The organism is Streptomyces sp. NBC_00663 (genome assembly GCF_036226885.1).
Lineage (GTDB): Bacteria > Actinomycetota > Actinomycetes > Streptomycetales > Streptomycetaceae > Streptomyces.
This window is the reverse complement of record NZ_CP109027.1, coordinates 5,676,118-5,687,975: the sequence shown is the minus strand read 5'-3', so window position 1 is coordinate 5,687,975 and position 11,858 is coordinate 5,676,118. Positions and strand designations below refer to the sequence as shown.

Here is an 11,858-nt window from a genome sequence, read left to right as displayed (position 1 = left end):
CACAAGTTAATGCCGCGCAGATCACGTGAAGATCACAGACATGAGAGCGTGTCACGTTTACAACGACCTGCACTCATGGCCGAGTTGGCGCGAACCCGGCTACGAGGTCGGCGTGAACTCGACCGGCAACGTCCGCAGCCCACGCATGATGAGACCGCCGCGCCATCTCAAATCGGCTGAATCCACCGCGAGTCGGAGGTCGGGGAGCCGGGTGAGCAGAGTGGCGAGCGCGGTCTGACCCTCCAGCCGGGCGAGCGGTGCGCCGAGGCAGTAGTGGATGCCGTGGCCATAGCCGAGATGCTGGTTGTCACGGCGGGACAGGTCGAGGGTGTCGGGGTCGGCGAACCGCGCGGGGTCCCGGTCGGCGGCGGCGAGCACGACGAGCACGGGATCGCCGGGGGCGATGTCCTGCCCTCCGACGGTGAGCGGCTGGGTGGCGAAGCGCCATGTGGCGAGCTCCACCGGGCCGTCGTAGCGCAGGAGTTCCTCGACACCGGTCTCCAGGAGGCCGGTCTCGCCGGCGGCGAGGGAGTCCTGGAGGCGGGCACGCTGGTCGGGGTGGGTCATCAGAGCAAACAGACCATTACCCACCAAATTGACCGTGGTTTCGAACCCCGCGAACAAAAGGATGAAGGCCATCGCCGCGGCCTCGTTCTCGGTGAGGTGCTCGCCGTGGTCGGAGGCCCGGATAAGGCCGGAGATCAGGTCCTCGCCGGGGACGGGGTCGGCGGGGAGGCTCTCGCGCTTGCGGTGGATGAGCTCCAGCAGATACCCGCGCATCTTCTTCACCGAGCGCGCGACCCCGCCGCGCGGCCCTCCCCCGTGCCGGATCATCATTCCGGCCCAGTCCCGGAAGTCGTCCTGGTCCTCGCGTGGGACGCCGAGCAGGTCGCAGATGGCGTAGATGGGGAGCGGGAAGGCGAAGTCGTGGATGAGGTCGGCGGAACCCTGAGCGGCGAACCGGTCGATCAGCTGATCGGTCAACTCCTGCACGCGCGGGGCGAACTCGGCGACCCTGCGCGGCGTGAACGCCTTGCTGACGAGCCGGCGCAGCCTCGTGTGGTCCGGCGGGTCGATGTTGAGCAGATGCGTCATCAACTCCGCCTTGCGCTCCCCGGGGATGCCGGTCTTCCCCTTGGCGTGCGCGGGCTCGGCGTGGTGCGCGGGGTTCTTGCTGAGCCGCTGGTCGGCGAGGGCCTGCTTGGCGTCGGCGTAACGCGTGACCAGCCAGGCCTCCACACCGCTCGGCAACCGCGTCCGGTGCACGGGCGCGTGCTCGCGGAGCCAGGCGTAGGCAGGGTAGGGGTCGGTGGCGAACTCCCACGTGAAGAGTTCGGGGGCCGAGGGGGTGGCGCGGTCGGCGAGGGGCTGGTCGGTCACTCCTTGACCGTATCCGGGTTTTCCTCCATGCCCTCCTTCGCGCCGGGGTACCCCCTGGCGGCGGCCCGCTGCTTCGTCCCGGTCCTAAGTACTCCGACAGCAAGGCGACGGCACTAAGCGCCGAGCCCCTCAGCCGTGCGTACGGCGTCCCGATAGGCCCGCGCCGCCACCCGCAGCGCCGCCTCCGGATCGACGCCCTCGGCCTCGGCGCCGGCCGCCAGCGCGAGCAGTTCGTACCCGATGCCCTCGCCCTTCGGCAGCGGTACCTCCAGGCCCGCCGTCCGGACCCGCGACGCCAGTTTCGTGGCGAGGGCCAGACCGGGCTGGCCGAGGGGGATGCCGTCCGTCACCGACTCCCGCTGCTTCTCTATCGCCTTGGTGCGCAGCCAGTGCTCCTTGACCTCCTCCGGGGTCGTCGCCGTCTCGTCGCCGAAGACATGGGGGTGGCGGTGGATGAGCTTGGTGACGATGCCGCCTGCCACGTCGTCGATGGAGAAGGGGGCGTCCGGGTGCTCCTCCGCGATGCGGGCGTGGAAGACGACCTGGAGGAGGACGTCGCCGAGTTCCTCGCGGAGTTCGTCGCGGTCGCCGTCCTCGATGGCCTCGACGAGTTCGTACGCCTCCTCGATGCCGTACTTGGCCAGGCCCTTGTGGGTCTGCTGCGAGGACCAGGGGCACTCGGCGCGGATGCGGTCCATGACCTGGACGAGGTCGAGGAGGCGGGCGCCGGGGAGGTCGTAGGAGGCGGGGAGGAGTTCCAGATCGGGCATGGACACACGGCCCGAGCCGGCGAGGCGGGCGAGGCCGTCGGTGAGGGCCGGTTCGCCCTCACCGGTCGCCACGACGACCACGGTGTGACCGCCCGCGCAGGCGGCGACCAGTTCCTCCGCGGTCGGCGACGCCTCGTCGACCGCTGTCCCGGCCTCGCGCAGATACGGCAGCTGCGGGTGCGCGCCGTCGGCGCACAGCACCCGGTCGGCGGCGTGCAGGGCCTGCCAGGCGGGCCAGGACAGCAGGCCGGGGGCGACGCGGTGGCTGGTGGTCAGCAGGACGATGCGGCCGGGGTCCGCGGGGGTGTCCGGCGTGACTTCGGGGCTGGTGGTGTTCACGGTTCGAAGCTAACCCACGCCGCCGACAGCCCCGCGAGTCATCCACAGGGTGATCGGCGGTGCCGTACCGTTCCGCCGCCGCGCGCTTCCCGGGTCAGGCCGTCTGCTGGGTCCCCGATGCCGTGACCTCGCGTACCCACGGCGTCTTGGCGTCGACGCGGCTGCTCTTCTTGACGTCCCAGGTGCCGTAGCGGGGGTTGAGGTCGACGTCGAGTTCCTCGGACGCCTTGGACAGGGCCGCCCAGAAGGCGGGCTGGCTGGTGTCGGTGCCGAGGGCGGCGGCGAGTTTCTGGGCCTCCAGCTGGAGGCGGAGGTTGTCGTCGAGGCGCTCGGGGGCGACGCCGTACTGCTGGAGCCAGGCCGTCTCCAGGGCCTTGGAGCCGCCGGCCTGCTGTTCCAGACCGGTGCGCATGGTCTGGATCTCCTTGCGGGTGACGGTGATGCCGGCGTCCTCGGCGGCGCGGTGCAGGACCTGGTCGAGGACCATGCCGTGCAGGGTGTCGCGGGTGAGGGTGCCGGTCTTGGCGATGGCCTGCGCGTACTGCGCGTCGTCCGGCAGCGCGGCGCGCTGGGCGTCACGCACCTCGTTCACCCTGGTCTCCAGCTGCGCGACGGTGATCCGCTGGTCGCCGACGACGGCGGCCGCGCCGGGATGCGCGTCGCTCCCGCAGGCGGTGAGCAGCGGCGCCGCGACGATCGCGGCGGAGAGGAGGAACGCGGTGCGACGACGGCGGTGCAAGGAAGCCTCCCGAGGAGATTGTGCGACGGTGCACAAAGTCTTGCGGTGATCGATGGTAGGCAGTGGGCAAGCTCTGGCCAACCCATTCGACCAACGATTCACCAGGACTTGGGGCACCGGCACGCCCCGGTACCGGGCTGGGCCGCCTCAGCCACGTACTTGTCCCAGCCACTCCAGTGTCCGGCGTACCTCCGTCGCGAGGGGGTGGCCGGGGCCGTGGAGGTGTTCGACGTCGTGGACGAGGCGGGCCAGGGTGTCGTGGGCGGCGGGGCGGTCGCCGAGGGCGAGGAGGAGAAGGCCGATGCGGCGGCGGATGTCGTGGGCCATGTCCGGGTCGCCGGCCACGTACTGGTTCTCGTAGAACGGGAGCAGCGCGCGGTACTCGGCCAGCGCCGCCGCCGGTTCGCCGAGCTGTTCCAGGCACAGGGCGGCGTCGTAGCGGAAGCGGAGGGACTGGGGGTCGGCGTGGCCGGCCTCGGCGGCGCGTTCGTCGGCGAGGCGGCGCAGTTCGGGCAGTGCGCGCCGGTACTGGCCGTCGTCCATGAGCGTGGCGGCGTACTGCTTGCGCAGGGTGCGGACCACCGGTGAGTGCTCGCCGTGCTGCTCGGCCGCCGCGGGCAGGATCGCGCCGAGGATGTCGACGGCCTGGGTGATGCGGCCCTCGCCGAGGAGGCGCTTGACCTCGTCGACGGCGCGCGCGACGTCGGGTTTCTCGGCAGGGGGCGTGTGCGGGACGGCGGGCGCCGGCTGGGGCGCGGGTGTGCGCGCGCGGTCCGGCCAGGGGGCGTGCGGGCGCAGGAAGGGGCGCGTGGGGTCGAGAGGCGCCCCCGTGGGCATCCCGCGCGCGGGCAGGAGCGCCTCCAGGTGCTCGTAGACCTCCTGCGCGCTGGCGGGGCGGTGCTGCGGGTCCTTGGCGAGCAGGCGCAGGACGAGCGTTTCGAGCGCTTCCGGCACCTCGGGGCGCAGGCGGCGCACGGGGAGCGGGGGCTCGTAGAGGTGGCGGTGCAGTACGCCGAGCGCCGTGGAGCCGGAGAACGGGACGTCGCCGCTGAGGAGTTCGTGCAGCAGCACGCCGAGCGCGTAGAGATCGGTGTACGGGCCGACGGCGCCGCCCATGGCCTGCTCGGGCGCCATGTAGGCGGGCGAGCCGATGGGGGTGCCGGTGTGGGTGAGGCGGGTGGTGTCGGCGTCCATGACGGAGGCGACGCCGAGGTCGAGCACGGTGACCGTGCCGTCCTGCTTCACCATCACGTTGCGCGGCTTGAGGTCGCGGTGGACGATCGGCACGGCGTGCACGGCGCTCAGCACGGCGCACAGTTGCGCGGCGACCGCGACCGCCCACTGCCAGGGGTACGGGTCGTGCTCGGCGAGGTGGTCGGAGAGATCCGCGCCGTCGACGTACTGCATGACGAGGAACAGCTCCTCGCCCTCGCTGCCCGCGTCGTGCACGGTGACGAGCCCGGGGTGGTCGACCTGCGCGGTCACCCGGCACTCGCGCACGAACCGGCGGCGCAGCTCGTCGGCCTCCTGCCCGGCGACCTTGTCGGGGCGCAGCAGCTTCACCGCCACGCGCCGGTCGAGCCGTTGGTCGTACGCCGTCCAGACCTGTCCCATGCCGCCCTGTCCGATGAGCGTGGACAGTTCATAGCGGCCGGCGACGACACGTCCTGTCGCCACGGTCACCGTCCGCCCTCGTGGTTGCCGCCGGCCTGGCCGTCCTGCCGGCGCAGGTAGTCACTGAGCTCGTCCAGTTCGGCGCGCACCTGGTCGATGCGGGCGGGCGCGGGGCGCTGGGGTGCGGGCGGGGGCGTGTGGGGCGCGGGGGGTTGTGGCAGGGGGTTCTGCGGGTGCGGCTGTCGCTGTGGGACCGGGGCGGGCGCCTGGGGCAGGGTTGTTGCGGTGTACGGCGACTGTGCGGGGGGCTGAGCCTGCGCGTGGGGCTGAGCCGGGGCGTGGGGCTGCGGATAGCCGTACGCCGGTGAGGGCGCCGGGACCGGGGCGGGCTGCGCGGCGTACGCGCCGTAGCGGAGCTGGTGGAAGTGGCGTACGTCCGCGGACAGGTAGTACGCGATCGCCGCCACCAGCGTGCCGAACAGCAGGGCCATGCCCGTCCAGCCGCCCGCGGTGTGGATCTCGTCGCCCGGCTCGATGCCGACCAGCACGAGCCCGAGGGCGACCGCGACGAGCGAGGCGACGAACAGGCCCCAGTCGAGCGCCCTGCGGGTCACGAGCGCCAGGCGCAGCAGCATCGCCCAGGAGAACAGGCCGATGGTGAAGATCCCGAGCACCACGAACAGCACACGCAGGAGGACCAGCCATGCCGGGTGGGGCGGCTGCTTCACCGGCTGCGTGTAGCCGTGGCCATGCATGACTGCTCCTGGTGCCTTGGGTGGGCGTACGAGGGCGGCCGACACCCGGCAACCCCGTTCCTGCGCTTGTCGCTTCGCGCGTACAGGCGAGCGTATAGGCCGACACGGACATGCGGTCCCGGGTTGTACCGAACCGTTGTCGCACTGATCACTTCTCGCGCCCGCGCAGGTCGGCGGAGTGGTGGCTTCCACGCCGGGCGTGCGCCACGGAAGCCTCAGCCGGTGCGTCAGTCGGGGGTGACCGTGCCGTCCGTGAGGCCGTCGTACATCCCGCGCAGGAGCTGTTCTCCGAGTCGGCCCGCGCGCCTGAGCGCCCGCTCGAACTCGTCGAGGGCGCGGAAGCGTTCGCCGTAGCGTCGTTGTTCGTCGAGCGGGAGCCGGGGCAGTTGGAGGCGGCGCACGTCCAGGCGGGTGGCGGTGGAGGCGTAGCTGCTGGCCTGGCGGTTGTTGGCGGTGCCGCGCAGGAAGCCGGCGAGGAACCACGGATCGAGCGCCGTGAGCTCGGGGCGCAGGAGCACGAGGTTGCGCCCCAGGGCGGCGCCCCCTGTCGCGTCGTCGATCACGCGCGCCATCGAGCCGCCGCCGAGCACCGGCACGACGACATCGCCGGCCTCGACCAGTACGGCCGCCTCGTCGCTCTCCGGGAGCGAGCCGGAGGGCGACGTTCCGGCGAGGACGTCATGGTCGGTGAGGACGGGCACGCGCGCGTGGCCGCCGTTTCCGCCGGTGCGCATCACCAGGGCGCCCCCGCGCGCGAGTTCGCCGATGGTGGTGAGCGGCCAGCGGGCGGGGTGCGCGGCGTCGGCGGGCGCCGGCGTCAGCTCCGCGGTCAGGCGCAGGGTCTCGCCGAGGCGCTCGCGCACGGCCGTGAGCTGCTCGGCGCCGTCGGCCGCGGTCGGCGGCGGGAGGTGGCGGGCCGGGGCGAGGTCCACGTCGTCGTCGAGGAGGTCGATGACCGGCAGAGAGCGGGCGAGGCCGGGCCGCTCCGCAAGGGTGCCCGCGCGGTCGAAGGCGCGCCAGGCGTCGAGCACGGCCTCCCGCACGTCCCGCCAGTCGGGCCCGCCGCGTCCGTCGGCGGCGAACTGCCCGGTGTCGGCGAGCAGCACCTCGGGCTGCGTCGGCGCCTTCTCGGGCCGGCGCAGCACCCACAGGTGGAGCGGGATGTTGTACGGCGGTGCCGCGCCGACCGGCAGGGCGACGACGGCCCGCAGCGCGCCGCGGCGCAGCAGGTCGGCGCGGATACGGCGGCCGGAGCGGCGGGAGGCGGCGGCGGGCGGCATGAGGAGGACGGCGGTGCCGCCGTCCCTGAGGCGGGCGAGCGCGTGCTGGACCCAGGCCAGCTCGGACTCGGTGCGGGCCGGGAAGCCGTACTCCCAGCGGGGGTCGTAGGCGAGTTCGTCGTGGCCCCAGTTGCGCTCGTTGAACGGCGGGTGGCACAGGACGGCGTCGGCGTGCAGTTGGGGGTGGGCGTCGGCGCGCAGGGTGTCGCCGGTGGCGCCGCGCACGACGGCCCGGGTGTGCAGGGCGAGCCGGAGCGCGGTGAGGGCTGCGAGTTCGGGGGCGCTGTCCTGGGCGTAGAGCTCCTGGTCGGCGCGGGTGGTGACGGCACGCAGCAGGGCGCCGGTGCCGCAGGCGGGGTCGAGGACGGTGCGGACGGGGCCGGCCAGGTCGGCCATGAGGTCGGCGAGGTCGGCGGGGGTGAGCGTGTACTGGCGCGGGTTGGCGTCGAGGTGCCGGCCGAGCAGGAACTCGAAGGTCTGCCGGGCGCCCAGTTCGGCGGCGAGTTCGGCGGTGCCGCGCAGGAGGGGGGTGGAGGGCAGGAGTTCGGGGCCGGTGGGGAGGTGGACGGCGGGGTGGGCGGCCGGGTGAGCAGCGGGATGGGTGTTCACAGGGCCGCCGGGGGTGGAGGTGTTCACACCGTCGGCTTCGGCATCGGCGGTGTTCACAGCGCGCGGCGTGGTGACGGCGCGCGGTGAGTTCACAGCGCGCCGGGAGTTCACAGCCGTCACCGGTCCGAAGCGCGGCGTCAGCACCTCTTCCAGCGCGCCCGGCAGCATCGCCGCGAGCCGCTCGTCGGAACCGGCGCTCACGTCCAGCCAGACGGTGGGCCGGTCGTGGATGAGCAGCAGCACGCACCCGGCGTGGATGAGCGCGGCGACCGGGCCCTCGGGGTGGCCGACGAGCTGCTGCCAGACGCGTTCCCGCAACGGGACCTCGGCGAGTTTCCCCTGCTTGCGCAGCCATGCCTCGACCTCGGCGAGGGCGAAGGACGGGCTGGTCTCGGTGCCGCCGACCGGCTTGGGGAAGTCGGCGTGGCGGCGGCGCCAGTTGCTGACGGCGGCGCGGCCGACCCCGGCGAGCCGGGCGATCCCGGCGGCGGTCACCTCTGTGGCGTTGTCCTGCACCGGCCGCTCCCTCGTCGTCCCTGCACGCATGTCCCTGTGCACGTCCCGCTCCGCGTGTGACGCCGAGCATAGCGGCGTACGCAAGATCTACCCATTCACGGCCGTGTACACAGGACATCTTGTGAACCGTGTTGACTCGGTTCACAGCCTCTGTTCTTATTGACCCAGCGAACGAGCGACGGCCGAACAGCGGCTGTCACCGTGTCGGGAGGGGACACAGTCATGGGCATGAAGGGCAAGATCGCGCTGGGGGCCGTCGTGGGGATCGTCGTCATCGGCGCCGTGTCGGCGAACTCGGGGGACGACTCCACCGGCGACTCCGAGAGCAGCGGCAAGGGCTCTTCGTCGTCCGCTCAGGCGAAGCCCGGGGGCGGGAAGGAGTCGGCGAAGGCCGCCGAGGAGAAGAAGCCGGCGTTCGAGGGGGACGGCCAGTTCCAGGTCGGCTCGGACATCAAGCCCGGCACCTACCGCACGACCGGCAACGAGGACGGCATGTGCTACTGGGAGCGCGCCAAGGACGCCTCGGGCGAGATGGACTCGCTGCTCGCCAACGACAATGTCACCGGCACCAGTTACGTCACCGTCAAGGCCGGCGACAAGATCTTCAAGTCGAGCGACTGCAACGACTGGGAGGCCGTCGACACCAAGGCGAAGGGCTCGCCCGCCGCCAAGATGGCCGGCGACGGCGGCATGTTCAGAGTCGGCGCCGACATCGCGCCCGGCACATACAAGTCCACCGGCAACGAGGACGACATGTGCTACTGGGAGCGCACCAAGGACGCCGAGCACGGCCTCGACTCGATCATCGCGAACGACAACGTCTCCGGCAGCGCCGTCGTCACGATCAGCGCCAAGGACACCTACTTCAAGACGTCCGGCTGCACGGACTGGAAGAAGGCCGGCTGACGTCGGCCCCCGTACGGCGGGACCACGCCACGCCCGTGGTGCCGTACCCGCGGCAGGTCTCGCCGTACCCGCTCATCCCACCGCCTCACCATCGGGGAATTCCCATGCGTCACACCGCACTTGCCACTCTCTGCCTCGCCGCCGCGGCCACGATCGGTCTCACCGGCTGCCAGTCCGGGCAGGACAAGGCCGACAGCAAGCCGGACAAGGCCGGTTCCAGCACGTCGAGTTCGTCCTCGCCGGGCAAGAGTCAGAGCAAGCCGAAGGAACCCTTCGCCGGGCTCACCGGCGCCGAGATCGCCGACAAGGCCGTCGAGGCCACGACCGGTGCCTCCTCGCTGCGGATGAAGGGGGACGTCCCCGACGATGAGTCGGGGAGCACCATCACGATCGACATGGCCCTGAACAAGCAGGGCGAGTGCGCCGGCACGATGCGCATGGGCGGTCAGGGCAAGGCCGATCTGATCAAGGTCGGGGACACCGTCTACATGAAGTACGACGAGGCGTTCCTGCGCGAGCAGAGCAAGGGCGAGAAGAAGTCGGACGTGGACGCGGCCGTGGCGCTGCTCGCCGGGAAGTGGACCAAGATGTCCGCGAAGGGCGAGGACGCCAAGGACATCGCGAGCTTCTGCGACCTCGACACGGTGCTCGGCGACGCCGACGACGTCGACTCGGACGCCTCGCGCGGGAAGACGACCACCGTGGACGGCACGCCCGCGATCGTGCTGAACGAGCGGGACGGCAAGGAGCGTTACACGCTGTACGTCGCCACCGAGGGCAAGCCGTATCTGCTGCGGGTCGACAGCGCCTCCGCGAAGGACCCGGGCACGCTCACCTTCAGCGACTACGACAAGAAGGTCCCGGCGCAGAAGCCCAGCGGCGAGATCCTGGACCTGGACGCGCTGGCCGGCTGAACCGCCGTACGGCTACAGCGGATGCCTCATCCACACATTGGGCTCGACGTACACGGCGTACCCGCGCTCCGGCTCGCACCGCACCGGCACCAGCGCTCCGGGCACCTCGATGTCGCCCCGGGTGTCGAAGGGCAGCCCGGTCCAGCGGCGCCACTGCTCCAGCGAGCCGACCACGGTCATGGACGCCGGCGCCACCGCTTCGACGGTGGCGCCGGCCCTGGCGTGCACGCGCAGCCAGGGGTCGTGCGGGAGTCCGTCGGGGCGTACGCGGTGGGCGTACTCCTCAATGGGGGTGTGCGGTTCGAGGTGCTTGGCGCTGGGGCGGACCGGGGCGACGACCTCGCCGAAGCCGTGGGCGCGGGCGTTGTCCCGCATCGCCGACAGCATGCGACCTGACAGGCCCTTGCCCTGGTGGTCGGGCCGGACGTTGATGGCGATCGCGCTGACCGTGTCGGGCCGTTGTCCGCGGCGCAGGTCGGCGAAGGCCCACAGGAGCACTTCGTCCCAGCCTCGGACGGGCAGTTCGCCCCGTCCCTCGGCATCGAGGGCGAAGGGCACGCTGAACCCGGTGGCGACGACCTCGCCGCGCTCGTCCTCGGCGAAGAGCACATACGCCGGGAACTCCCGGGCGATCCGGCCGTAGTGGTAGTCCCCCACGAGGTCCCGGGTGACGAACTCCGGCCAGCTGTCGGCCATCCCGACGACTCGCTCGAGGTCGTCGGGGCGCTCGGCGAGACTCGACACCTTCAGCTCCATGCGGCCACCGTAGGCGGGCGGTGGCAGGAGCGGGAACCCGTTTTACGGACCCGAGGCCGGGTCGGGCGGAGCCATGGCCGGATCAGCCGCCGCACTGGCGCAGCATGATCTCCTTGTCCGCCTTCGTCACGGGCAGCTCGTACTTCAGGGACACCTGCGCGAAGCGCACCACGTAGGAACAGCGGATCTGTTTGTTCGGGGGCAGCCAGGAGGCGGGGCCCGAGTCGCTCTTGGAGCCGTTGGCCGGGCCGTCGACCGGGATCAGGTTGAGCGGGTCGTTGGCGATGTCCTCGCGCTTGCCCTTGGTCCAGCGGGCCGCGCCCATCTGCCAGTCGTACGACAGCGGCATGACGTGGTCTATCTGCACCTTGGTGGCACGGGCCTTGACCCAGTCGATCTCCTGGCCGGTGTAGGGGTCGGCCAGGGTCATGGAGGCGACGACGCAGTCCGAGCCGGAGCGGAAGCGGACGTCGTCGCCGTCGCGCTTGAGGAGGTCGTTGCGGGTGTCGCAGCCGTTGTGCGAGAAGGGGACGCCGCCGGGGGCGGAGTCCATCCAGGCGTAGCCGAACTCGTCCCGGTCGTACCCCGTCTTGGGGCCGCGGCCCTTGGTCGCCACCTTCTCGATCAGGTCCCGGGCCTTGGCCCGGTCGGCGTCCGAGGTGATGGCGGCGAGGCCGGGTTTCGTGCCGTCCGGGTTGTCCAGCGGGCTCACGGCGCGGCCGGAGCCGACGGCCGGGGCGGAGCCCGAGGGCTCGCTGTCCGAGGGCAGGTCGACGCCCTCGCATCCGGTGAGCAGTACGACCATGCCGAGTATCGCGGCGACACCCGCCGCCCCACCCCTCAGACGCGTCACGGTGCGCCCCTCCCCTTGTTCTGTCCGTCTCCGCCCCGCACAGGCATGTACTGCCTGTTCTCAGCTGCCTGTTCTCACCGTAGCGGGCAAGAGGTCCAGACCATATGGGGCCTCAAGGGGCGTTCCTCGCATGTCGGGCGTATCGTCGAATCGAGTCACCTCCGGAAGGAGCTCTGGATGGGCATCTTCGACAGGTTCAAGAGCAACCGCCAGATGCAGGACAAGGCCAAGGACATGTCCGACATGGCGGAACGCAAGGCCAACGACAAGACGGGCAACAAGTACGAGAGCCAGGTCGACGACGCACAGCAGAAGATCGAAGGCACGATGGGCATGGACCGAGACAGGCCCGAGCAGCCGTAAGGCCGCAGGCCCACGGAGGAACACGACATCGTAGGGGCCGTCCGCGGAGAGCATCCCTCCCGCG

The 11,858-nt window shown here is 71.6% G+C and carries 11 protein-coding genes; 3 read left to right on the top strand and 8 right to left on the bottom strand.

Features of this window, described 5'->3' with window-relative positions:
• Window positions 1–99 precede the first annotated feature (99 nt).
• The 6 genes from OG866_RS25925 to OG866_RS25900 form a co-directional block, all read right to left on the bottom strand.
• Entirely contained in the window at window positions 100–1,380 is a 1,281-nt protein-coding gene (locus OG866_RS25925; protein ID WP_329338245.1) for a cytochrome P450 family protein, read from the bottom strand.
• 113 nt (window positions 1,381–1,493) lie between these two features.
• Window positions 1,494–2,489: a nucleoside triphosphate pyrophosphohydrolase gene (locus OG866_RS25920; RefSeq protein ID WP_329338243.1), complete on the bottom strand. Its 996-nt coding sequence runs from the start codon at window positions 2,487–2,489 to the stop codon at window positions 1,494–1,496.
• A 94-nt stretch (window positions 2,490–2,583) separates the two neighbouring features.
• Complete coding sequence (locus OG866_RS25915) at window positions 2,584–3,228, bottom strand: SurA N-terminal domain-containing protein (protein ID WP_329338242.1); 645 nt, start codon at window positions 3,226–3,228, stop codon at window positions 2,584–2,586.
• Window positions 3,229–3,375: 147 nt separating this feature from the next.
• Entirely contained in the window at window positions 3,376–4,869 is a 1,494-nt protein-coding gene (locus tag OG866_RS25910) for a protein kinase domain-containing protein (RefSeq protein ID WP_443063659.1), read from the bottom strand.
• Window positions 4,870–4,907: 38 nt separating this feature from the next.
• Entirely contained in the window at window positions 4,908–5,597 is a 690-nt protein-coding gene (locus OG866_RS25905; RefSeq protein WP_329338240.1) for a hypothetical protein, read from the bottom strand.
• A gap of 227 nt (window positions 5,598–5,824) precedes the next feature.
• On the bottom strand, window positions 5,825–8,002 hold the full coding sequence (locus tag OG866_RS25900) for an N-6 DNA methylase (protein ID WP_329338239.1): 2,178 nt from the start codon (window positions 8,000–8,002) through the stop codon (window positions 5,825–5,827).
• 222 nt (window positions 8,003–8,224) lie between these two features.
• On the opposite strand from OG866_RS25900, the gene OG866_RS25895 reads away from it, so the two are divergent.
• A complete protein-coding gene (locus OG866_RS25895; protein WP_329338237.1) occupies window positions 8,225–8,908 on the top strand; it encodes a hypothetical protein in 684 nt (227 codons plus the stop codon).
• A 104-nt stretch (window positions 8,909–9,012) separates the two neighbouring features.
• Window positions 9,013–9,822, top strand: a complete 810-nt coding sequence (locus OG866_RS25890; protein WP_329338236.1) for a hypothetical protein — start codon at window positions 9,013–9,015, stop codon at window positions 9,820–9,822.
• A 12-nt stretch (window positions 9,823–9,834) separates the two neighbouring features.
• Here OG866_RS25890 and OG866_RS25885 read toward each other — a convergent pair whose 3' ends face one another.
• A complete protein-coding gene (locus OG866_RS25885; protein WP_329338234.1) occupies window positions 9,835–10,578 on the bottom strand; it encodes a GNAT family N-acetyltransferase in 744 nt (247 codons plus the stop codon).
• 82 nt (window positions 10,579–10,660) lie between these two features.
• Window positions 10,661–11,431, bottom strand: coding sequence for an HNH endonuclease family protein (locus OG866_RS25880; protein ID WP_443063564.1), 771 nt, complete (start codon window positions 11,429–11,431; stop codon window positions 10,661–10,663).
• Window positions 11,432–11,608: 177 nt separating this feature from the next.
• Here OG866_RS25880 and OG866_RS25875 point away from each other — a divergent pair, with 177 nt between their 5' ends.
• Window positions 11,609–11,794: an Rv0909 family putative TA system antitoxin gene (locus tag OG866_RS25875; protein WP_329338233.1), complete on the top strand. Its 186-nt coding sequence runs from the start codon at window positions 11,609–11,611 to the stop codon at window positions 11,792–11,794.
• Window positions 11,795–11,858: the final 64 nt, after the last annotated feature.

What these genes read in the sequence shown, in the direction of transcription:
- OG866_RS25905 (WP_329338240.1), bottom strand. Translation starts at nt 5,597, where the DNA reads ATGCATGGCCACGGCTACACGCAGCCGGTGAAGCAGCCGCCCCACCCG.
- OG866_RS25875 (WP_329338233.1), top strand. Translation starts at nt 11,609, where the DNA reads ATGGGCATCTTCGACAGGTTCAAGAGCAACCGCCAGATGCAGGACAAG.
- OG866_RS25890 (WP_329338236.1), top strand. Translation starts at nt 9,013, where the DNA reads ATGCGTCACACCGCACTTGCCACTCTCTGCCTCGCCGCCGCGGCCACG.
- OG866_RS25895 (WP_329338237.1), top strand. Translation starts at nt 8,225, where the DNA reads ATGGGCATGAAGGGCAAGATCGCGCTGGGGGCCGTCGTGGGGATCGTC.
- OG866_RS25885 (WP_329338234.1), bottom strand. Translation starts at nt 10,578, where the DNA reads ATGGAGCTGAAGGTGTCGAGTCTCGCCGAGCGCCCCGACGACCTCGAG.